General features: G+C 45.0%; 22 protein-coding genes and 1 tRNA gene. 2 read left to right on the top strand and 21 right to left on the bottom strand.

All coding sequences use genetic code 11. The annotated features are described in order from the left end of the window. The 5 genes from AC08OG_RS06440 to ectA form a co-directional block, all read right to left on the bottom strand. Entirely contained in the window at nt 1-903 is a 903-nt protein-coding gene (locus AC08OG_RS06440) for a TPR end-of-group domain-containing protein (RefSeq protein WP_482930404.1), read from the bottom strand. Next, nucleotides 888-2,330 (bottom strand): aspartate kinase, encoded by a 1,443-nt coding sequence (locus AC08OG_RS06435; RefSeq protein WP_482930403.1) that lies wholly within the window; start codon nt 2,328-2,330, stop codon nt 888-890. The genes AC08OG_RS06440 and AC08OG_RS06435 overlap by 16 nt, the downstream gene beginning before the upstream one ends. A 58-nt stretch (nt 2,331-2,388) precedes the next feature. After that, on the bottom strand, nt 2,389-2,793 hold the full coding sequence (locus AC08OG_RS06430; RefSeq protein ID WP_482930402.1) for an ectoine synthase: 405 nt from the start codon (nt 2,791-2,793) through the stop codon (nt 2,389-2,391). A gap of 84 nt (nt 2,794-2,877) precedes the next feature. Beyond that, nucleotides 2,878-4,239: a diaminobutyrate--2-oxoglutarate transaminase gene (ectB, locus tag AC08OG_RS06425; RefSeq protein WP_482930401.1), complete on the bottom strand. Its 1,362-nt coding sequence runs from the start codon at nt 4,237-4,239 to the stop codon at nt 2,878-2,880. A gap of 55 nt (nt 4,240-4,294) precedes the next feature. Beyond that, entirely contained in the window at nt 4,295-4,810 is a 516-nt protein-coding gene (gene ectA, locus AC08OG_RS06420) for a diaminobutyrate acetyltransferase (protein WP_482930400.1), read from the bottom strand. 292 nt (nt 4,811-5,102) lie between these two features. Between ectA and AC08OG_RS06415 the strand changes: the two genes are divergently transcribed. Then, nucleotides 5,103-5,693: a MarR family winged helix-turn-helix transcriptional regulator gene (locus AC08OG_RS06415; RefSeq protein ID WP_482930399.1), complete on the top strand. Its 591-nt coding sequence runs from the start codon at nt 5,103-5,105 to the stop codon at nt 5,691-5,693. Nucleotides 5,694-5,958: 265 nt separating this feature from the next. On the opposite strand, the gene AC08OG_RS06410 is transcribed toward AC08OG_RS06415, so the two are convergent. The 3 genes from AC08OG_RS06410 to AC08OG_RS06400 form a co-directional block, all read right to left on the bottom strand. Further along, on the bottom strand, nt 5,959-8,073 hold the full coding sequence (locus AC08OG_RS06410) for a two-component system response regulator (RefSeq protein WP_482930398.1): 2,115 nt from the start codon (nt 8,071-8,073) through the stop codon (nt 5,959-5,961). A 158-nt stretch (nt 8,074-8,231) separates the two neighbouring features. Next, nucleotides 8,232-9,278 (bottom strand): NADP(H)-dependent aldo-keto reductase, encoded by a 1,047-nt coding sequence (locus AC08OG_RS06405; protein ID WP_482930397.1) that lies wholly within the window; start codon nt 9,276-9,278, stop codon nt 8,232-8,234. A 78-nt stretch (nt 9,279-9,356) separates the two neighbouring features. Next, nucleotides 9,357-9,433: transfer RNA gene (locus AC08OG_RS06400), tRNA-Pro, on the bottom strand. 279 nt (nt 9,434-9,712) lie between these two features. On the opposite strand from AC08OG_RS06400, the gene AC08OG_RS06395 reads away from it, so the two are divergent. Then, nucleotides 9,713-10,510: an FkbM family methyltransferase gene (locus tag AC08OG_RS06395; RefSeq protein WP_482930396.1), complete on the top strand. Its 798-nt coding sequence runs from the start codon at nt 9,713-9,715 to the stop codon at nt 10,508-10,510. Here the strand turns inward: AC08OG_RS06395 and AC08OG_RS06390 are convergent. From AC08OG_RS06390 to AC08OG_RS06330, 13 genes are all read right to left on the bottom strand, one after another. Beyond that, nucleotides 10,503-10,976: a lysis system i-spanin subunit Rz gene (locus AC08OG_RS06390; RefSeq protein WP_482930395.1), complete on the bottom strand. Its 474-nt coding sequence runs from the start codon at nt 10,974-10,976 to the stop codon at nt 10,503-10,505. The two genes, AC08OG_RS06395 and AC08OG_RS06390, sit on opposite strands and share 8 nt — an antisense overlap. After that, entirely contained in the window at nt 10,969-11,487 is a 519-nt protein-coding gene (locus AC08OG_RS06385) for a lysozyme (protein ID WP_482930394.1), read from the bottom strand. The genes AC08OG_RS06390 and AC08OG_RS06385 overlap by 8 nt, the downstream gene beginning before the upstream one ends. A gap of 56 nt (nt 11,488-11,543) precedes the next feature. Further along, the gene (locus AC08OG_RS06380) at nt 11,544-14,264 is read right to left on the bottom strand and encodes a hypothetical protein (RefSeq protein WP_482930393.1); all 2,721 of its coding nucleotides are present in this window, start codon (nt 14,262-14,264) and stop codon (nt 11,544-11,546) included. 114 nt (nt 14,265-14,378) lie between these two features. After that, nucleotides 14,379-14,729 carry a hypothetical protein gene (locus AC08OG_RS06375; protein WP_482930392.1) on the bottom strand — a complete coding sequence of 117 codons (351 nt, stop codon included), beginning with the start codon at nt 14,727-14,729 and terminating at the stop codon, nt 14,379-14,381. Nucleotides 14,730-14,741: 12 nt separating this feature from the next. After that, nucleotides 14,742-15,173 (bottom strand): hypothetical protein, encoded by a 432-nt coding sequence (locus tag AC08OG_RS06370; protein WP_482930391.1) that lies wholly within the window; start codon nt 15,171-15,173, stop codon nt 14,742-14,744. Then, complete coding sequence (locus tag AC08OG_RS06365; RefSeq protein WP_482930390.1) at nt 15,163-15,576, bottom strand: hypothetical protein; 414 nt, start codon at nt 15,574-15,576, stop codon at nt 15,163-15,165. The genes AC08OG_RS06370 and AC08OG_RS06365 overlap by 11 nt, the downstream gene beginning before the upstream one ends. Then, the gene (locus AC08OG_RS06360) at nt 15,576-19,517 is read right to left on the bottom strand and encodes a host specificity factor TipJ family phage tail protein (protein ID WP_482930389.1); all 3,942 of its coding nucleotides are present in this window, start codon (nt 19,515-19,517) and stop codon (nt 15,576-15,578) included. The genes AC08OG_RS06365 and AC08OG_RS06360 overlap by 1 nt, the downstream gene beginning before the upstream one ends. After that, a complete protein-coding gene (locus AC08OG_RS06355) occupies nt 19,492-19,899 on the bottom strand; it encodes an NlpC/P60 family protein (RefSeq protein WP_482930388.1) in 408 nt (135 codons plus the stop codon). The genes AC08OG_RS06360 and AC08OG_RS06355 overlap by 26 nt, the downstream gene beginning before the upstream one ends. Next, nucleotides 19,899-20,408 carry a DUF1833 family protein gene (locus tag AC08OG_RS06350; protein WP_482930387.1) on the bottom strand — a complete coding sequence of 170 codons (510 nt, stop codon included), beginning with the start codon at nt 20,406-20,408 and terminating at the stop codon, nt 19,899-19,901. The genes AC08OG_RS06355 and AC08OG_RS06350 overlap by 1 nt, the downstream gene beginning before the upstream one ends. Then, entirely contained in the window at nt 20,405-20,758 is a 354-nt protein-coding gene (locus AC08OG_RS06345) for a hypothetical protein (protein WP_482930386.1), read from the bottom strand. Before AC08OG_RS06345 ends, AC08OG_RS06350 begins: the two co-directional genes overlap by 4 nt. Beyond that, the gene (locus AC08OG_RS06340) at nt 20,758-21,123 is read right to left on the bottom strand and encodes a hypothetical protein (protein WP_482930385.1); all 366 of its coding nucleotides are present in this window, start codon (nt 21,121-21,123) and stop codon (nt 20,758-20,760) included. The genes AC08OG_RS06345 and AC08OG_RS06340 overlap by 1 nt, the downstream gene beginning before the upstream one ends. Beyond that, entirely contained in the window at nt 21,123-22,817 is a 1,695-nt protein-coding gene (locus tag AC08OG_RS06335; RefSeq protein ID WP_482930384.1) for a tape measure protein, read from the bottom strand. Before AC08OG_RS06335 ends, AC08OG_RS06340 begins: the two co-directional genes overlap by 1 nt. Further along, nucleotides 22,817-23,044 carry a hypothetical protein gene (locus AC08OG_RS06330; protein ID WP_482930383.1) on the bottom strand — a complete coding sequence of 76 codons (228 nt, stop codon included), beginning with the start codon at nt 23,042-23,044 and terminating at the stop codon, nt 22,817-22,819. Before AC08OG_RS06330 ends, AC08OG_RS06335 begins: the two co-directional genes overlap by 1 nt. Nucleotides 23,045-23,115: the final 71 nt, after the last annotated feature.

The following is a 23,115-nucleotide window of genomic DNA, read 5'->3' as shown; positions in this document are numbered from 1 at the left end:
TTAACTATTTTCTTCACTGGGATATAACAGCTTTTGTAAGCCCGGATGATCCTGCAAGGGCTGTAATGCCGGTTCCTGAGCAATTTCTTCTCGATAACTCTCACTGCGCGAAATAGCTTCTTTAAGATAATACAGCGCCTCTTCAAATTGTCCCATTGTCGTATAGGCACATGCCAGCTGATAAAACGCATGGCTGTTTTGTGGATCAATCAATAAAGCCTGATGACAAAGATTGGCTGCCCATTGAGGCTCACCTAATTCAAGTACCGCGTCAGCCTTATAAGTCAGTGCCTCACAATCATCGCGTTTAATCTTCAGAATATGGTCATAAATACCGATTTTATGTGATGCCGTATTTTCTTGGGCGGCACGTAGCCAGAGTGACTGCAGCTCCTGAGTACGCTCAATCTCTTCACGGTTCTCTTCAATGTGCTGTGTTTTCTGATTGAGTTGTTGCTCAATCGCATGTAAACGCTGTTCATATTCCATCACCAGTTTTGAGATCTCTTCATCTGCCAGTGAATGCACACGCTCTTTGATTTCCCGGATCGATGTCCAGCCCACCAAAACTAATATTGAGGTAGCACCAGCAATAAGATAGAAAAAGTAGGTAACCGTGTTGGTTGAATAAGTGACCGCTTTATCCACCGCGTTAATTTCACGATTCACAATCTGCTGAATCATCTCGTTACGCTGGGCAGCCATATCGGTACGTAACTGTTTTAATTCATCCAATACATAACGTTCTATAAATGGCGAATAAAGCGGCTGCTCCAATACCTCTACTTCTGCTTCGAATTGTTCCAATTGCGCCTCAGGTAAAGGTGCTACCTGAGTTTCCGGCTCTGCGTTTGCCAGCATTGGCAAACATACAAAATACAAAGCAATTAAGATGCGAGGCATATAGCTCTTCCGTGGTCATGCACCTCAACAAGATAGCTGTGCAGATTTTTGATCGCATCTGCATAGTCATCTTCATCAATAATAAATTGCATGTCTACCTGACGCATAGACTGATGCATAGCCAGCACACTGATATTTTTCTCTGCCAGTGCACTTACTGTACGAGCCAGGATACCGGGGATTTTCATATCGCTACCAATCGCCGACACAATGGCTACTTTCTGCTGATTAATTTCTGCTTCCGGAAATTGTTCCTGCAAAGCTTCCCTAATCCGCCGAATATTCTTCAGGCTGGCAGTAAGATAATGCGTAATGGTGTTGGCATTAATATCTTTGGAAATAATGTGGGCCTTATTTCTACGAATCTGAGCCAGGATTTCACGGTCATAATTTTCAATATTGCCCGCCATATCCTGATCAAACAGCTCAAATGCATAAACATGCTTGCAACCGGCGATAATTTCTACACATGGTTTGCTACTGATATAGTCGCCTGTGATTAATGTTCCGGCATGTTCAGGTTCAAAGGTGTTTCTTACCCTTAACGGAATATTATTCTGCCGTAAGCCTTTAGCCGCTTTAGGGTGAATGGCTTCCATACCCAGATTGGCTAATTGATCAGCAACATCGTAATTGGTCCGGCCAATCGGCACCGCATTGTCTTCGCCTACCAAGCGTGGATCTGCACTGCTTAAGTGAAACTCTTTGTGAATAATCGCTTCATTGGCATTGGTTAATACTGCAATACGGCTGAACGTCATCTCGCTGTAGCCACGATCAAAGGTTGACATCAGACCATCATCACTATGGGCGTAGCCCGTGACTATGGGTAACTCTTTACTCAGATCAATCTTGGCAAATGCCTTATCAATACGCTCATCAAGTTTCATGTGCTTATCGGTCTGCCAACCGGTCAAATCAACATAACGGGCATTGATCTTGTCTTTTTTCAGTAACGTTGCTGTATTCCAGGCACTGTGTGCCTCACCAATACTGGCAAGCATTTCACGCACTGTTGCCAGATGCATATCCAGGGCAAAGTGACCGTGCTGGCAAAGACGTTGCAGATCCGCCAATACCCGTTCTGCATCATCAAGACGTTCGCCAATAAACTCATTCGCTTTGTTTAATGTTTTTTTATCTTTAAACAATTGCTGGTTGATGGAAAAAATCTCTTGTTTGAGCTTTTCCATCGCTTCCATCCAGCTATCGTCATTCAAACTATTGGCAAATTCAGCGTAAACGCCAGATGTGCCATTTTTCTTATGCTCAAGCAAAAGGTTAGTAATACCACCATAAGCTGAAACAACAAACACACGATTGTAAATTGACTCGTTATGAACCGGTTTCAGAATAATATTGTCGCGCACGGCGACATAGTCGCTCATGGAAGTGCCGCCTATTTTTTCTACCGTATGAAATTGCATATCTACTCTCTGTTAATTCGTTGTACTCCGGGCTAAACCGGAAAGGCTGCATTGCCTGTTATTCAGTTACTGTTTCGGCGTCTAACTCATAAGCACCTTCCGCGTTGTGAACTTCTTTGCCATTTAATGGCGGATTGAACACACAGGCCAGATGAAGCTCTTTAAATGCACGCAGGATATGACGATCATGTTTATCCAGGTTATATAAGGTACCCGGGGTAATTTTATAGACCTTGCCGTCATCCAACGTTTCCACTTCCCCTTCCCCGCTGATGCAATACACAGATTCCAGATGGTTCTGATAATGCATACGGAAATCGGCACCGGCATAAATAGTGGTAATATGAAATGAATAACCCATATTGTCGTCTTTCAATAACATACGGGTACTTTCCCAGTTGCCGTCCGGTGAAACGATACGACGAGAGGTTTGTTGAGCTTCTTGAAGTTGTCTGACAATCATGATTTTGTCCTCTGTAAATGCTTTGCAATATCCGGTGAACGCAAATCGGCTCACCGGATTATTAATGGTGGGTTGGTCAGTTTATTAACTTGCCGCTTTATTGCTCTCCGGCTCAACCACATCAGATTTACTGGCTTCATCGCTTACTGAATAATCACCTTCAAAAAAGTCCTTCTCTTCCGGAATACTGTCTGCTTTATCACAAACTTCTTTAATCGCCTGCTCCAGAATATCGATACCTTTTTTCAGGTTTTCATCCTTAATGGTGAGTGGGCAGAGGAATTTCACAACATGATCATCTGCACCACTGGTTTCAATAATCAGACCTTTCTGGAAACATTTACGGGTGATTTGTCCAGCGAGTTCGCCATTGACACAATTAATACCGCGGAACATGCCACGGCCATGTGAGTTAAAGTTACCTTCACCGTATTTCGTTACAATGGTGTCAACACGATCAGCAATGTATTGGCCTTTACGCTGTACTTCTTTGGCAAATTTATCGTCTTTCCAGAAATAATCCAGTGCAGCTTTAGCTGTGACAAATGCATGATTGTTGCCACGGAAGGTACCGTTATGCTCACCTGGTGACCATTGATCGACTTCAGGTTTCATCAGCACTACAGCAAATGGCAGACCATAACCACTGAGTGACTTGGATAAGGTGACGATATCAGGATAAATGCCTGCTTCTTCAAAACTGAAGAAGGTACCGGTGCGGCCGCAACCCGCCTGAATATCATCAACAATCAATAACACATCATGACGTTTGCAGATTTCTGAAAGACTTTGTAACCATGTCATTGAGGCTGCATTGATACCACCTTCACCCTGAACGGTTTCAACAATTACCGCCGCTGGCTTGTCGACACCACTACTGGAATCCGACAACATTTTGTCGAGCAGATTAGTCGTATCAAAATCATCCCCTAAATAACCATCATAAGGAATTCGGGTTGAACCATGTAAAGCGATACCAGCACCACCACGGTGAGTTGAGTTACCTGTTACCGATAAGGCACCAAGACTCTGACCATGCCAGCCATTAGTAAACGAAATAATGTTTTCACGGCCGGTTTTTTTACGGGCAATTTTTAACGCGGCTTCGACCGCATTGGTGCCAGTAGGACCGGTAAACATGACAATGTAATCAAGGTCACGTGGCTTCAGAATATTCTCGTTAAAGCTTTCCAGGAACTCACCTTTGGCACGTGTGTGTAAATCCAGCCCCTGAGTAATACCATCACGTTGAATATACTCAATCAGTTTCTCTTTAAATAAAGGGTGATTATGGCCATAATTCAGCGAACCGGCACCAGCCAGAAAGTCGATATATTCATTGCCGTCATCATCATAAATTAACTCGCCTTGGGCTTTGTCAAATAGACGAGGGAACGCGCGGGCATATGAACGCACTTCTGATTCGATCTCTTCAAAAATTTTCATTCGCTTTTCTCTCCTGTGAAAGTTGTGGCCATCGCTGACCTGAATTCAGTATTGATTACGCTATGGGTTTAAACGGACCGACTTTGACTAACATTTCAGTATCATGCTGATCGGCAAAATGTTTTTTTCTATCAAACATCACACTACTACTAATCTCGGTATCCAGCTTACGGGCAAGGCTTTCAAATAACGCCCAAGAAGCTTTGTTGTCTGGGGTTATCGTCGTTTCGATTCGTTTGATGTCGTGGTTTTGTTCACGCGACAGAATCTCTTTAAGCATTCTTCCGGCAAGTCCCTGCCCTCGGGCTTTTTCACCAACGGCAACCTGCCAGACAAATAATGTTTCAGGGCGTTGTGGTATGCGATATCCAGAAATAAACCCCACCAATTCATTTTCAAGGACAGCTGCTACAGCAGTCTCGGCAAAATGGCTGCTTTGCAATAAGTTGCAATACATCGAATTGGTATCTAATGGAGGGCATTCAGAAATAAGTTTATGCACGGCTGCACCAAGCTCTGCCGTTGGTTGCACTAACTCAATAGGTAAAGGTGCAGTCTTTACTTGGCTCATATATTTAATCAACTCTAATATTTATGACACTAAGTACTTAGTGATGTAAAAAAACCAGTAAATTCCATCATATTTGCGTTTAATTAGTATAATCATACGTTTGTGACTTGCAGATGACAGAATCTATATATATAGTACACTAAACAAATTAAAAGTCCAGACCACTTTTTGCTCTATCATTTATTTCGAGCTCTTTACAATGGTCAATATAAAAGTCTGGCTGATAAGCCGATAAGACTCGTAAAGTGGTCCGCCCCAAGTTGAAATATTCATTAAAGAAACGTGGGAAAATATGTTGAATTCAATTCAAATTAATACTGAAACTATAGACGCACTTGGTCTAGATAAAGAGCAAAGGGAACACCTGTTGAATCATATTGAAGAAGTGCTTATCGCATTGCGTCGGGTTATCCGCGCCACCGATCTACATTCCAAATATCTGGCCAAAACCACCGGTTTGACCGCCCCTCAGATACTTTTATTACAAACATTGCGGGATAAGGGGCAAGTAACCATAGGTGAATTAGCTCAGGAGATGAGTTTAAGTCAGGCTACTGTGACCACCATTCTGGATCGGCTGGAAAAACGTGGATTGGTTTATCGACAACGCTCTCAGACTGATAAACGTAAAGTTCATGCGTACCTGACTGAGACGGCTACAGAAACACTTAAAAGCGCGCCTATTCCTTTGCAGGATCGTTTTACCCGTGAATTCAGTAAATTAGATGAATGGGAACAGGCGATGATAATGTCCGCTATAAAACGGGTTGCTCAAATGATGGACGCCCAGCATATTGACGCCTCACCTGTTCTTGATATTGGTTTGTTAGATCGGTACGAGGATGAACAGGATGTGGTTAAAATACCTGCAAAAAAACGATAGTATCTTACGATCTTTAATAGCTCTTAGGGCTTGTTGTTCTCTCATCTCAGGCTCTGTTGTGAGCTGAAAAAGCGTCAATCAAGGCACGAGGAGCGTCTTTTGTGAGATACATCTATGTATTTCACCGCTGTTCGGCAAGCTAAGCTGTTCAAATGCATTCCAGACTCATTTATCAATCACTTAGGATGGGTACACGGCGTGCTTTCCGCCTTGCCGGACACAAAAATAGCCTCCAGCAGTGGTGGAGATCAAAGAACAACAAGCCCTAGGAATTTTGCAGGCCATTTCCGCTCTCAAGCAGACGTTCAATTTCACCCACTGGCAGGGGTTTACTATAGTAATACCCTTGTAATTCTCTACACCCCATTGTCGTCAGCATGTTTACCTGTTCAATGGTTTCGACGCCTTCAGCAATGGTTCTCAACCCTAGGTTATCTGCGAGTTGGACTATGGTACGTGCAATTGCGGCATCTTTAGGATTTTCGACAATTTCATCAACAAAACTTTTATCAATTTTCAACGTATCAATCGGGAAGTTTTTCAAATAACTCAATGAAGAATAACCGGTTCCAAAATCATCAATTGCCAGACCTACTCCCATGTCTTTTAATGCCCTGAGTAACGGAATAGTCTCCATAACATCCTTAAGCATGGCCGTTTCAGTAATTTCCAATTCCAGAGAAGATGCGGGAAGCCCCGAGTTCTTGAGACTTTGGCCAACCTGTTCCAGCAATAACTGCTGATTAAACTGCATCGCAGACAGGTTCACCGAAACCCGCCAGTAGATATCGAAACGTTTTTGCCATTTGCGGGTTTGTAAACATGCCTGCTGCAAAACCCATTCACCTATGGCAATGATCAAACCGGTCTTCTCGGCCACTTCAATAAAGGTGAGTGGACCAAGTAGACCTTTTATCGGGTGCAACCACCTTAACAAGGCTTCAAAACCAATTATCTGCTGCGTTTTAACATCAATTTGTGGTTGATAAAACAACAGAAACTCATTCCTCTCCAATGCCTGACGGAGATCCTGTTCGGTCTGCAAACGCTCATACAAGTAATCATTCATTTCTGCTGAAAAGAACTGGTAATTATTGCGCCCCAGTTCCTTGGCGTGATTCATTGCCACATCAGCATGTTGCATCAAACTTTGGACGTTATCCCCATCTTCAGGAAAAAGGGCAATACCAATACTTACTGTACTGAAAACGTTATAACCTTTTATATCAAATGATTTTTCAAACTTGGCAACAATGCGTTGCGCTATATTTGCCAGTACATCCACATTATCGATATTGGTCAGCATTACAGTAAATTCATCGCCAGCAAAACGGGCGACGCGGTCATCCTTATCCTTACTTACCGCAATCAAATCCGCATCCCGCAGACAATCCTTAATTCTTGCTGCAGCTTCACATAACAATGCATCACCTACTGCATGACCATAGGTGTCATTGATATGTTTAAAGTGATCCAGATCGATAAACATCAACGTTAACGATTGTTTTTTATGCCGGGCCCGAGCAATTGCAGTTTCTAACTGCTCAATAAACAAGCGTCGATTGGGTAAGTCGGTCAGCGTATCGTAATAGGTAAAGTACGCAATTTCCTGCTCAGAACGTTTAAGCGAGGTGATGTCCTGCAAAGTTCCAACAATCTTCCACCCACTATAATCTTCGATAATTTCCGTGCGTTCATGCAGATAAAACAATTGCCCGTTATCTAACTGAATACGATATTCAATATCATAGGGATATTTATTATTTATCGCCCGACGTAAAGCATGCTTAAATAAAGGTCTGTCTTCGGGAAAGATACGACGAAGTATCTGCCTGAATGAAATGCCTTGGGAAAGATCTTCTATACCCAACAACTGATGCAGATCAGCACTGCATTCAATTTCATTTTGTTTGAAGTTCCATTCCCAATAAACCAGATGGGCAATTGCCTGCGCCTTGGCGAGTTTGGAGCGACTCTGACTCAGTTCACGTAAGGTGTTGTTGGCTTTAAGAATGTAACGGATTCGATGGGCAAATAAAGGCCACTTGAAGGGTTTGGTTATAAAATCTGTTGCACCGGCTTCAAATGCTTTTTCAATATCATCAACTTTGTCATGAATGGTCACCATAACAATCGCTGACTGCTGTCCTTTGGGAAGTAAACGTAACTTTCTGCAGCAGGTAAACCCATCCATGCCAGGCATGGAAACATCCAATAGGGTTATATCAGGTAAATGCTCGGCAAATAAATCGATTGCCTGTTCACCATTTTGGGCTTCAATGATGGTTAAGCTTGGATCCTGAAGTGATTGCTTCATCAGCAGGCGAGTCACCGGATCGTCATCAACAATAAGCACGGTATATAAGGATGGACTATCCATGTTGCCAGATACCTGAATTTCTATGCAAAGAAACACTGATATAAGAATGACCAAACAGATCAGCGGCAGTTTATATCAGCAATATTAAAGAAGAATATAAACTACCATAGCGTTATCAGCTTTAACCTGCGCTAGTGCACATTTCTGTAAAGTAAGATTCAGGGTGCCGGGTTAGGTAATGTTTTATGGATATCTTCAATCGAGGCAACAACTTCATCAGAAAGCACTAATTGTTCACTGCCGATATTAGTCTTTAGTTGCTCCATACTGGTTGCGCCGATGATGGTTGCAGCAACAAATGGTCGACTATTCACATAAGCCAACGCCATTTGCGCTGGATCCAACTGATGTTGCTGTGCTAAATCAACATACGATTGCGTGGCTTGAACTGCCTGTGGATTGCTGTAACGGGCATAGTGTGGCCATAAACTCATTCGAGCATTGACAGGCGCATTGTTCTGTAAATATTTTCCGGTTAGTACACCAAAGCCCAATGGTGAGTAAGCCAATAATGGTACATTCTCCCGATAGCTGATTTCGGCACAGCCAATCTCATAGGTACGGTTTAGCAAACTGTAAGGATTCTGTACTGAGGCGATCACTGGCAGATTCATCGCTTTTGCCACTGAAATAAACTTCATCAAACCCCAGGGAGTTTCATTAGATAAACCGATGTACCGGATTTTTCCGGCTTTTATCTGTTTTTCCAAAGCCTGCAGGGTTTCAATGACTGGCGTCATGGCCTCTTCAGCGGCATCGTGTTGATACCCTAATTTCCCAAAATAATTGGTTTGTCGTTCAGGCCAATGTAATTGATACAAATCCAGATAATCGGTTTGCAGACGTTGCAGACTGCTGTCTAACGCTTCGCTGATATTTTTATCATCAAATCGTGATTTACCCTGACGTATATGCCCTACCCAATCAGCACCGGGGCCAGCGATTTTGCTGGCGAGTACCAAATCATCACGTCGGCCACGTTTCGCTAACCAATTACCGATAATCGCTTCAGTGGCCCCATAGGTTTCAGCCTTTGGAGGTATTGCGTAAAGCTCGGCGGTGTCAATGAAATTAATACCCTGCGATACAGCGTAATCAAGCTGTTCAAATGCTTCCTGTTGGGTGTTTTGTTCACCATAGGTCATTGTGCCAAGACAAATCTGGCTGGCTTTAAGATTACTATTGCCCAGGGTATTGAACTGCATAGAGGCTCCTGTGATTTTCAGACGGTAGAAACAAAACAACGCCCATTAAGAGCGTTGTGATGATATTAAAGTTGCGTATGGTCGGGACAGAAGGATTTGAACCTTCGACCCCTTGCACCCCATGCAAGTGCGCTACCAGGCTGCGCCATGCCCCGAGTCGTTGATTTTAAACGATTTACTTATTTCGCTTTTAGGCAAATTAGACGATTTGCGAAAACAACTGCGAAAACAAAAAGTAGATTTGAGATTTGGGGTCAACTTATAACCCCACCATGTCAAGGTGGTATTGTAACTCGCGCAAACCTACTAGGAGAGCGATTCTACACTGTTTTTAGCCACTGTCAAAAATGGCAAAATCGGCATAATAAAAACAATGGGTTATATGATTGTTTCGGATTTTGATATATATTAATTTTGGTTATAAAAGGATATTAATGATGATCAGGGAAATACTTGTAGGATCGGGTTTTGATGGTGCCTTATTGCGACTTCGCGCTAAGGCTGAAATATTAACCCAAGCTAATAAACGCTCGCTGTCTGTCGGGACCGTAATGAACGATCACCTATCCACATTTTTAGTGGTCAGGCTGTGCGACACGCACAAGACCTTTATTGATATAGGCGCTCACATTGGCTCAATTATCTCTGGGGTTAAAGCTCATTCCAGTCCGTCAAAAATAATTGCTTTTGAAGCGATGCCGGATAAAGCCAAAAAGCTGTCATCCAAGTTTAAGGATGTTGAGATCCATTGCTGCGCTGTATCTGACCGCGTGGGCGAGGTCAGTTTTTTTATTAATGAAAAGTTAACTGGTTATAGCTCCCTTAATAAGACCAAAAACACCAAAGAGATTTCTGTCGAAATGAATATGGTGGACAATTTAATTGATCGCAGCGATGTGGATGTTATTAAGATTGATATTGAAGGTGCTGAGCTTGGCGCTCTCCTTGGCAGTACTCAGCTAATCAAACGATGTAACCCTGTTATCATGTTTGAATCTGGCCCCAGTGAAGTACTTGGATACACTAAAAAAGCCATGTGGGATTTTTTTGAGTCGCAAGATTATCAGTTGTTTATACCTAATCGATTGCCACATTCAGCTAGTGGATTAAGCCTTGAAGCCTTTATTGATTCGCATCAATATCCAAGACGAACAACCAATTATTTTGCGGTTCACAACTCGCGGATTGCTGAAATAAAAGCAAAGGCGATGAGAATACTTAAAGTCACCTAAGCCTTGATTGGCATGCGAGTAGCTGCCTGGTTACTCGCTCAATTCCTTCTCGGAGGGAATAATAATCTTGTCTAGCGTCTCTATTAAGTTCGGGGGCGCTTCCATTATCCAAGCTGGAACTGGATCGGGTTTCGGGCAGTCGATCGCTACTGGCTGGACAGGTGGCGTTGACGCGCAACCGCTTACGACCAGCATCAACATCAGTACGAAGCTGGCTGTTTTGCTTCTCTGCATCACGCAATAAAGCGTATTGTTCAACTTCTGCAGCAGCCCATACACGCTGTTTAATATCAAGTTCATCTTGCAATTCTCGTTGTTTGTTTGCTGCAGTAACAGCGATTGATTTCAGTGTTTCGGCGGTTTCGAGATTAATTTCTGCAATCTGCTCACCCATTCGCCAGCCTTGTATCTGCCAGCCAGCAACGAACGTCAGGCACATGGCCGCTATCAGAATGTATTTATTCATAAAGGCCCGCCAAACAAAGATTGTCACGCTCTGCCTGCCTGCGATTATAAAGGCCTTGAATAAACCTGCCGCTTGCATAAGACCAGTTAGGCTTACCACTGAATGTATTAGCCAGTAATCTGCAGCCGTTTAAATAATCACCACGGTTAATGTGACGCACTGATTGGCTCTTACACGCCTTGGGTGCACCTACGTTCCATGCCAGTGACGAAACAGCGTCAAACACGCCTTGTGGCGGCTCATGAGTTAAACAGCTCAACAGCTCCAGCTGAACCTTGGTTAGCGCAACAATCATGACTCGATCGCATTTTTCTTTTGGCCAGTATTCACCAACAATCACCGGCTCATCTGTCACATATTTGGTGATGCCGTGACATGCTGTAGGCAGTCCACCCGCAAACTTATCAGCGTAAACGGTCATACCTTCACTACCGCCCTCCCATAACGCCAGAAACACCATTAAAGGGATGGATGCCAGCGATAAACCACCAACCTTTGCCAATCTATTCATGCTTTACTCCAGGCATAAAAAACCGCCCGAAGGCGGCTTGATATGTCTTTTTACATTTAGCTTCTTGGCGCAGGATCGCCATTAACACCTATGCCGAAGCACTCATAAAATGCAGGTAATGCGTTATCAAACCCAACCGTACCAATCCATCCAGCAGTAAGGGTTAGCTCTGAATCAGTCGGTGATGCTAACCATGAAGCTGGCTCATCTGTTACCCGGTCTCCCACCCAAACCTTGACCTGTATGGTATTTGGCGATCCAGGTGTAATTCTAAGCAGAATGTTACGGTAGCTTGCTGTGCCTTGAACGACAGTGTTGGTTGATAGCTGGGTAAATGTACCGGCAACCCGTTTATATATAACGACATTATCATTTAATGAGCTTAACTGAACACCATACTCGTTATCAGGCCCATCCGAAGCAAAGGCCACCATCCTTAAGGATGCAGGGTTAGTGTCAGAATCCTTACCTCTTGCAAATATCTCCGTAACACCTGATGAGTCTAATGCGTTAAATGCTAACCCTCTAGCATTTGCCGTCCCTGTAGAGTCAAAGCGAAGTACATTTGATCCCGCCTCATCTATAATCTGATAATCACCCACAACAGAGTTGCGCTTCAATGTAGTGTTTGCAGGTTGAGCGCCAATAGTGTCTGTTGAAAAGTCAGTAAAGTACGTGTCTGGGTTGGTGGTGCTAAAATTACCATTGGCAGGGTTTACCCACCCAGGATCTACAGATGTGTTGTTTGTCCCTACCGTAGAATTTAGTTGTGTAATGGTCTGCCCAACACCCCCAATCGTTGCGATATTTCCCGACACCCTATTCGGTGCATAAAGGTTTGTATTGTTGACAGAAATCTTAGTTAAGTCACTATGGAAATTTAAGATGCTAATATCAGCCTCATTGTAAACCGAATCATCATACTGATATAACTCAGAGGCTGCATCCGTTGAATATCCAAACACCATTCCATATACTTTGTTGTCGTTCGAGAACAATTGATATTTAGGTGATGGGCCTAAATCCCAACCAAAATATCTACTAACAACAGTACTATTGCTGGTACCAGAGGCACTCCATACCTCATTGTCAGACAATCTAGCCCGCTTCATGCTGGCATATTGAAATAAACCAAATTGTGCATTGCACTTATTACGAGCGATAAGCATTATATCACCCCATTGATCCGCAACCCCTTGATTTATTTTTGAAGCGTCATATCCTCTCCTAGCCCCTTCTGTAATATAGTTATTTACATAGGATATGTATTTGGTGTCAATACCATTATTTTTAACAAAGTTGGTATTAACTGCGTAATTAAGGTCTGTTCCAGCACCAAATTTTATCCATGCAGCGTGGGCATGTGTGTTATCTCCTGTGTGATATAAATGATGATGTCTTACATTATCATCACCATCAGCTTTTGTTTCAATGCCAATAAATCGCCATCTTGCTCCCTCGTTAAACTTCATTAACGTACCACCACCACGACTAACTGCCCCACTATCTAAGTATCTGTGGTCAAACCCGCCTGCCTGCCAATGGATGGTTTGTTTGTGTAGTTCCCCATTAATTCCAGAAAAATCCATAACCATACCTATGCCTTGGTCTGTTCTGGATAAGGTGTATCTATCCCATAAAGAAACGTGGTTTGCTACTTCTGTTTTTGCCGAAGTATTAGCTCCTCCACAAGCAATATTAACCCACTGCCCATCAACTACAATGTTGCTGGCAATAAATCTATTTAAACCACCAACTTCGGTGGACGAGCTTGCTCTGTAATCAACGACATATGAACCTGTTCCAGTTCTCTGTATTGTAGCTATACCATCGTATGAAATAACATCCAATTCACCTGGGAGGATGGCCTTGTAAGGATCTGTAGCATAGGCGCTCCCACCGCGCAATCTATGCCGAGTGTTGTTAGTAACTGTCGCGGTTAATTTTGGCCCAGTTGAGAATGTAAGGCCAGTATAGTCAGCACCCAACGCGTCTACTAACTCAATCTCGTCATTACTTATTTTTGCCGCTATTTTAAATTGCCCAATAGGGACACCGGCTTCAGTCGCACCAGTGATATACCCTACGTTATAACGGTTAGTGTAATTTCCTGCGGTTGCTGCTGCGTGATCGTAACTGGTAAACATACCTGTCGCAAAAATACGCTTAGTAGCGTTGGTGTATGTGGCTGTACCTGTCCATTTAAATGGACTAAATCCATCGTTCGTATCTACTCCGCTTACACCATCAACCCATCTTTCAGGTAAAGCATTATCTGATACAGGCCCAATTAGTTTTTCAAAAGTTGCAACACGGGCAAATCCGCCGTTTTTACCTCTAACAAAAACTTTCGCTTTGTATGTTTGAGGTAGGCGGCCTATTGCAGAAAACTCAAAGCCGATCTGGTCTGTATATGGATTGACAGAAGCACCAGAAAACGGGTCAACAACGCCCTCTAAATCTTCTAACGGGTTATCATTTTCATCCGTTAACAACCAACGAATGTCGCAGTCTAGCTCTGGTACTATGGGGTTGGAGTTAAACAGGTGTGTCCCTGACGCTCGAATATGTCCACCCACACTTAGCTGAATGGATTTAGGTACTGTATCAGGAGTCTCAAACACAGTTATGTCATCAACAACCAATCCCGTTACGTTTACATCTTGTGGGCCGTAATAATCTGATGGAAAGGCAATCTGCGTCCCCTCGCCCTCAACGCCGGGCACAAAAGGTCTTTTGCGTAAGCCACCTAAAATCAGCTGCAATCCAAGATTCATGTAAAACTCCGGGCAATAAAAAACCCGCACTTGGCGGGTTTGTGGGTGAGGGTTACCTTGTGGTCACATTTTCTTGTTTTGGCGACTCAAAGGCTTGTAAGTGTTTAAGCTTTATTAAAACTCTAATAGCTGGCAAACAAGGCCGGTTCCAGTACTGATTGCAATCGTGCCTTTCAGGTATTCTTTGATTGAGTTAAGCGGGATAGCCACGACAGCATCAGCCGCGATACTGCCGACAGCATAGCCGCCAGATACGTCAACATCGCCCACGCCACGAAGCGCAACGGTAGTGGCTCCATCACCATCAATAACGGGCGATAAGGCTCCAACTGTTGGGTTACTTATAACTAAAACAGGGTTTTTACTCTCGTTGTATGTAAATGTGTCGGCTGTACCTGTTAGGGTTACTGCTGTGACTGCCCGTGAGCCGTTGCCCTGCATGTTTGTCGCTGTAATTGTTGCCATTGTTAAGCCCTCTTATGGTGGGTAGGTAATGAGTATTTGGTTTAATGCGTTGATGGCGTCTCGATACACTTGGGGTGCGGTTGTTAGGGTTTCATCTGCCAGGTTGTCCAGATCGGCTTTGTATTTGATCCGGATACCTTCTATTTTGGGTGCCAGTGTGACGTTCCAAAAGTCGGCTATTCCAATGATTAATTGAGCTGCAGCAATGTTTGTGATGTTTCTGGCTTCGGCTTCAGCGGTGATGTATGGGATCAGGTTGTCTGCCACCAGGTTGTCATCGATGAATAACTTCGCCTGCTCCAGTTTTTGCATATAGACGGCTTGTTGGCCAGGCACGTCGGTGATGTACATTTTGCGTACCTCACCGGCGCGGGTGTCTATTTTGGTTTTAAAGTCACGCACTCGCTCGGCATCATCAGCATGCTTTGAGATTTTAATAAGCATTGAGGGTGACCTCTAAATCTTTATAGTGCAGATGGGTAAAACGCAACCGGCATTGCCCCTCGCTTTCGAGTGCCAGTTCTAGTGTGGTATCTGATGCGAGTCCTTCAACCTTTTCAGATCCAGCATGTTGTATCTCATAAAAGGTATTTAGTGGAATATTGGTGATCTGAAAAACTTCATCCATTGGTTTGGATGGACTGTCGATTGCTATCGGAAAATCTGCTTTATCGCGAACAATTAATGATGGCAGTTCAACATAAAACAAATCATCGGGATATTCCGTCAGTCTTTCCATAACAGCTTCATTCGGCTCGGTTGCCTGTATATCTATCATGGAATTTGGGCATGTACCATTTCTGATAATCGCACCTGTCAAATTGTTATAAACGATAAATTTAGCCATTATCGTTTTACCTCTAATAGCTGCATAAAACGACTGCTTGCTGAAATAGCAAAACTCCCGAACCTTTGACATTCAACAATGAAAGTCGCCGATCCAACGCCTCTGGTGTACATGGTTGAGATGGAAACTATTTCAAGGTTATCAACCAAAATTGAACCCTGCCACAAGATCGCCCCTGTACTCGTACATCGAAGCCTTGTATCAATAGTTGATCCCCCGCCTGCCGATGGACTTAAAACAAATGTAGATGTTACTGCTATTGGTGAACCAGTTGAAGTGATAGATATGGTTGAAATAGTTTGCCATATATTACTCCCTCCAGCCGGTGTACTTCCGGAAGCATAGGTGCTTACAGGAAGAGTCACTGCATTGCCTGCAATCGTTAAGGTTTCAACCGCTGCATCTTGTATCTTGGCTGTAGTAATTGCCGCATCACCAATCAGGGCATTGGTTATTGCTGCCCCTGCAATGTAAGTGGATATATTGAGACTGGTTAATTCGTCAACGCTGGCAAATGCTCCCAAGCCTGTGACGCTCGATGATGGAATATCTCCGCTAAAAGTCCCGCCTGATGATATAACCAGATTGCCTAAATCATCATAAATCTCTAACCCTTTTGCGACCAGATTGCCGTTCACATCAAGGTAAAACTTGCCGTTAGTCGCATCTTTCGCGCCGGTTCCATACCAGATAGGGAAATCACCCGCGCTGGACATTTCGACCCTGTAGCCCGTTAAGGCGGAGGTTTTAAACACGCCGCTGGTGACCTCTCCCATATTGGCTGAGAGTGCTGACAGATTGGCAACCGTGATCTTATCCGCCGTGACTGCGTTGGCCTTTAGCATCGGTGTTTCGATGAAATCATCGGTAATAACGGTTGCGACTATTTCGCCGCTTTGGGCGCTTATCTCATCGGAGAAAAGCAGCTCATCAGTTCCCCACACATCGACGCCGGACGCTTTGAAATACCACGTTTCCCCATAATTGACCGGAAAGGCATACAGCAAGGTGCGAATGTTTGGCTCAACCAGTGTGCCGGCATCAGGCGTAAAACCTAATATTTGACTAGCATATAACCTGAAATTGTTAAAGTCCGGTTCTGCTGATTCTGGAAATTCAATGACGATTTGATCAGCAATGCCAGAAGCCGTTACGCCAGTGAGTTTTGCGACCTGTTGGTTTTTAACCCGTAGCGTTGCTGATGGGCTTTTGACCCCGTTAGCATTAATCGCATATACCACCACATCAAACTCACGCCCTACTCCGTGGATAGCGGCTTGATCGGATCTGAACCGGAATGTATTAGTGGTTAAGACCTCCGAATAACGCACTGCTGCCGTTAAATCCAGCACCTCGACAAACCATGAGGGGGCGTTAGGTTGGTCTGCCCACGTTACATCAACAAACGTTCCGGTAAACGGCGCGGCAACTGCAAGGCCAGTCGGTTGGTCGGGAATACCAAAATCAGATCCAACGTTGACCTGAACCTGAAACCATTGCCCGATCTCTTCATTCTGTGGCGCTACACGTACATCCACCACGCCAAACAAAACATCAATCAGTGCGCTGTTATTGGTGGTGGTGCTGACCCGATTCCACGTAACACCCACATCATAGGAGATATCAACTAAGTAGCGTTTAGCGTTATTCGCTGGCGTCCAGGACAAAATCAATTGTGGATTGGTTAAGGTTCCAGACTGAACCACCACCAGATTGGAAACTTTAAAAAGCTCAATTGGTTTTGGCCCAACACTCGGAGGCGTGATGATGGTTCCGGCATTGATTAATGCATCAAAGCTGTGAACGGTTGGATCGTCAATGACCGCCTGTATTTTGACTTTGGTTTCACCTTCTGCCCTGACATTTTGTGCCAGCATTTTACGCGGCACTTGGGTCGGTGATGAGAACGCATAATAGGTTTTTTGCTTCTCATAGCCCGTATAAAGATACGCGGGCAGTGTGCCGATTACCGTTACTTGATCGTCTGCAACAAATGTACAAGGAAACGGATCAAAGGTGACACCCGAATCATTACGCAAGTAAATTAAGTGATCGCCCGTACCCTCAAAGCTAACAGGCTCAGATAGCGTTAAGGTATTGCCATCGACTGCAACCACCTCACCACCCTTACCCCAGCGGCTAATGTCCTGAACAACTACCAGTTTAGAAAGATAGCTGACATTACGACCATCTAGCTCGGTGCTAAATTCAGCAACCACATTGCGATATTCCTGTTTCGCCGCCATAAACATGGCTTCACGGTGCGCTTGCAAGCGACTGGTGCAACCATCCAGCTTTACCTTTTTAGGCTGACTGGCGGTGCTTCCTGGAACGGCTGCGGTGATAAAGTCCTGCTTCCATGTGCTTGGGTCGGTGTACTCGACCTCTACGGAGTCATCAGCAAACTCGTCAACCGTTAAATAGCTAACACCCATCGAGCCTTTGAGCGTATTGCGCCCATTGAACATATAGGTATTGGTCGTATAGTTGCCATCCCGGACGATACTGAACTGCTCACCGTATTGAATAGGCTCCGCCCTGCCGACCATGCACATTTTTTTAAGCGCTGTCCATAGCGTTGTTTTGGTGTCAAACTGGCCATCGTAATAATCGTTGCGGGCACTCCATTCATCAGCCAGTGCCTTAATACCGGCTAAATCAAGGTTTTTATCCAGATAATTACCGCCATATTCGGCTTTTATCGCATCACAGAACGCCCACGCAATATTACGTGTATGCGCAATCGGTAGCCATTGTGTGCCATCCCAGACCGGCAATTTACGATAGGCAATCAGGTTAAACAGGCGCTCATTCTGGCTGGACAGATTATCGGTTGCTTTCGCTTTGACTGCCCAGGTTGAATGATTATAAGTTTGTGTTGATTCCAGATAGGCTTTAAGCCCCACCCATCGCACCTCATCTGACTCTTTAAAATCATCGGTTGAGTTGTTTACGCGCCGCCCACGAACTTGAACACGTCCTGTGGTGGTGGTAATGGCTTTGCGGATAGTGCGCCGGATAGGTTCAACACTGGCTGCCGTATAGGTCTTGTCTTCAAATAACTTCCAAAGCCCCACCCCTTGATCGAGTGCGTCCACATCACGATACTCAAAATAAACGCGAACACTTCGAGCATCTAACCCGCCGTCCTCATTTGAGTAATACAGCCCTTTTGGGATAAGGATATCAATGGCAATCTCTTCGGCTACGGTATCCACATCATTGGCGATAAACGGGCCGACATCGCCGGTATATTCAGGCTCATTCGGGGCAAATAAGGTTGAATTAGTCACATCAGGCGATACGTTCACCGCATCACGAAACAATGTGATCTTTTGCCCTGGCGAATAGAACTCGTATTCAACTTCATCAAAGTTAGCAATGGGCGTATCACCAATCTTTAAATCAGAATAGTCGTATTCACCCTGACCAATTGAGAATAGTTGATACAAAAACTGATCGCCGCCAATGTATTCACGATAGGGCGTTGATGCAAAGTCCGGATATATCCGAAACCGACCATAACGTGAAGGGATAACCTTGCCGAGACGCGCCTTATTACCCTGTGCATCAATCGAATAAGTTGGACTGGCTTCGGGGATCTCACCACTCTTATCGGCATCGGGAACCGAGGTGAGCCATGATGATACAACTGAAAGGGCAACCGAGATCAAGATGTTCGCCACAATCGCGCCCAATTCCAGACCATGTACCCGATGGCAGACAATAACGGAATCGCCTTCAACTAATAAATGTTCAGTCCATTTATCGGCTGTGATTTCTTCGCCGTTGACCATACATAAAACGTGATCGCATGGCCCATCGTAATTCCCACTTAACTGGCGAAATGTATCATCAATGGAGTTGCCTCCATCGAAATACACCACGTCTTTTGAATAGACGTCCAGCGGTGATTTAAGAACTTTTAGCGATACGCTCATGTATATAGAACTCGATTCGTTTAAAGCCAGTTAATCGGATTGTTTGAAGCGTTTCCTTGCAGACATCAGCCCCATCTTTTGAATGCAGCACAACGCCATCGGTAAATATGCCAATGTGGTGAAATAGCTTGTTCTGTGACATCAGCACCACTGCGCCATCGGTTGGCGTTTCCAGCTTGATCCATTTGCCACCGCTTAACTCGCTGAACACTGCCCGGTTAAAGGCTTTGTGATCGTCCGTTAAAATATCAATGTAGCGGTCAAGCACAATGCCGTAATGCTCTTTCAAGCAGTGCTGAACCAACCCCCAACAATCAAATGCGCCGCTGCCTGTAGCATAAGGTTGCCACCGCATACCGATATAGCCATCAGACCAATGCATCAGGCAAGCCCTGGATGGGTATCAAGCTTGTAAAAAATGGAAGGGAACTGCTTATTAATGACATCGGCAAACGTGGCGGAGAACGACACTGAATCCGATGCTGCAGCAGGATTTAAAACAGTCATGGTGATGGGCTGTGACGCTGGGGCAGTTAAATCACCGGACTCAAATTCTCGGAATGTGATCTTAACCGGTTCACGGTTGGCTTTAGCCTGCAACTCTAACTGCTGAATAATTTCATAACTTGCCCCATATATTGTGCAAGTCAAATCCTGACGGCCCTTAACGCTCTTCTCAGGTATTGAAAGCTTAAAGGCTGAGGCAGTGAAGGTTACCAGTTCAGAGGGGTTATATGGCGCGTCAGATTCGAGTGTAGCCTGCAAATTAGTAAACCCTTGCACCAGTCGATGCACATTAGGCGAAAAGGCCGAATGACTCAGCTCAATGGTGATGTAATAGGTTTTATTGTTGGGGTTGGAGGCAAACAGTTCATCTAGTGCGGTCGTCATACGGTTTCAACCTGTAAAGACATTTGGTATAAATCGCCGCCCATTGGTGTCTGCTGCCCCCTGGCAATGATTTGAACGGTTTTAAGTCCCAGCACACCGCCTTGCATCAGCTCAATGTTGAACGGGTCAACACCGTTGTTTATGTCGGTTTCGTAGAACGCTTCAAACTCGACCAGCTGGCCCAGCGTCATAATGAACGGCAAGGTAATGGTGGATGGCACATTAACGAAACGATTTCGTATCCGTCTTGGTCCCTGCTCCATTTCGGAGACTTCACGCCCATCACCGGGTTGAAGGACATAACCATCTGCATTGGGCTTGGGTAAGGTGTCACGCCAATTGACCGGCATTATCGTCTGCTCCCCACTGCTCGGTTAAGTCCGAAGATACTTTCCATTGCTTTGGATATATCGCCATCACCGCGAATGATTTCAGTTGCCACCGCACGTTTTGATTGATCGACAGCCTCGGCAATGACAATCTGGCGCTCATTGCCATTCATAGTGTCGGACACCACCCGCACAGGCGCGCCATTGTTTACGATTGTGATAGGCTGCGACTGTGATCCATTCATAGTGACTGGAATACTTCTGCCGTCAGGTAATGGCACATACGCTTCATTCATGCGCCCTTCACCAAAAAGGGCCAGTTGTGGGCTATTAGCCACGCCGCCTTTTGAATAGGCTTTTAACGGCATTGAACCACCCGAGGACATTACCCCGCCATCAGCAAAGCCAAAGAATCCGGCGATGCTTCCTCCGATATTGGTTTTTTCAGTGAGCCGCCGACCAGATCGAATATCTTGGACGCTGCCGCTTCTGCTGCCATACGTCTCAGGGAATCAATAAAGCCTTTCGCCATGCCTTTAATGCCGCCCTCAAAGGGATCAAACAGAAAGTCAGCAAATGAATCCTGCATATTACGAGCGGCTTGCTTGGCAAACTCGGTCATTTCTTCATTACTGCCTTTGACCGAATTCTCTAACTTGTCCTGTGCTTCATGCACTCCACGGGTATAGGTTTCATACGAAATCAACCGCTCGTCAGAACCTTCTTTAGTGGTTGCGATTAACTCATTTAATAGGGTGATTTCATCCTGATAGATTTCCTGCGGTGTTTTCAGTGTATCGTTGAGCCTTTCGGCAACCATCGTCAGTTCTTCATAACGCTCCGCGACCAGATCGACTGCTGTTATCTGTTCCTGCGCTCTGATGATGATCGTATCGCCAAAGTCAGCTTCTTTAGGCAGTCCGTTGCCTTGTGTGGTGCTTTGGGGTTTTTCTGGTGCCGGCAGGTTAAGATTGGTATTGGTTTGACCTGCGCCCCAAATGGCCTGCTGTAATCGTTCAGCTTCTTCTCTTGCTTCCGCCAATTCTTCTTTGATGCGGAGTTTTGCCATCGGGTTTTTGGCGCTGGCGAGCCGTCTTTCCAGATTATTAACAATCTCGTTTGCCTGCTCTGCTTGCTCTTCCAGGCTATCGGTGAAAAAGGCACCGACTGCTGCTGCCCGCTCTGCCAAGAAACCACCGAGACGTATTGTGCCGCCGACAAATGCCGCAAAACCTTCCTGAAAGGCAGGATTGCTCACCATGCTTGTGATATCAGCAATCGCGTCTGCCATGCCCTGCATATTGCCGCTGGACATTAGCTCAAAAACGGCATTTCTATATAGATTTATTTGCGACTGCAGTTGTGATGACTTGGCTATTGCTTGATCGCTAAACGTCTCGCTTAATTTTTTTGCAAGTCTTGGTAGTAAGTCCGAAGCCAGAAGCTCGCCGTTATCCAGCATTTTATTGAGTTCTTGCGTGGTGACACCCATCGCATCAGCCGCCAAGTTAAACGCACCGGGTAAACGCTCACCCAGCTGACCCCGCAATTCTTCGGCAGACACATTACCTTTCGATATCATCTGCTCGATAGCGCGTAAAGCGCCTTCTGTGGCAAAGGAGTCACGACCCAATGCGGTCATAGCTTCGGAGACGCCAATAAATATATCTCTTGTGCCCTGACCCTGTAAGTTGGTTCCTCTTGCCGCTGCCGCTAAACTGGAATAAGCATCTGCTGATGTCCTTAAATCCAGACCCAGCCTTGCTGCTTCCTGACGCAGAAATCCAAACTCCGTGGCGGCGGCTTGTGTGCTACCTGTGGCCACTATTAGTGAGCTATTAATAGACTCTATCGCCATCCCTGCATCAGCTGTTGATCGCACAATCCGGGCAATACCCAGAACAGCGATGGCGCTTGCCGCAGCCGTGACCGCTGCCTTAAGACCGCCAAAGCTTTTTGAGAGCTTATTGGTCGATTTCTCGGCCTTTGCGCCCTCTTTATCGAGCTTATTAAGCTCTGCGGTGGTTTTATCCACGCCTTTTGAGGTCACTTTGACGACAAGGCTTGCTAAATCTGCCATTAGTTACCTCTTAGTGCGTTGCGGATGGCGCTTTCATTTCTGGGCGCTTCTCGGTTGTAGTACGGTCTGGGTAAGTCGGTTTTGTCGTATTCTGAATAGGCATTGGTAAAGGCTCTGCCCATTGTGTATATGGCTTCACTTTCAAACGGCGCTAATGCGATCTTTTGCGACTCCGCCCAGGCATTAATCTCGACCCAACTGGTTAACAAGCCGCACTCAATCGACATGCTGGAAAGGTAAGCAGCCCCATCTAACTCGGGCAGCTCAGCTTCCAGCGTGTCAATCCTTGGTTTGTTGG

The organism is Methylophaga sp. F7 (assembly GCF_056863975.1).
This window is presented reverse-complemented; position numbering and strand designations above follow the sequence as displayed.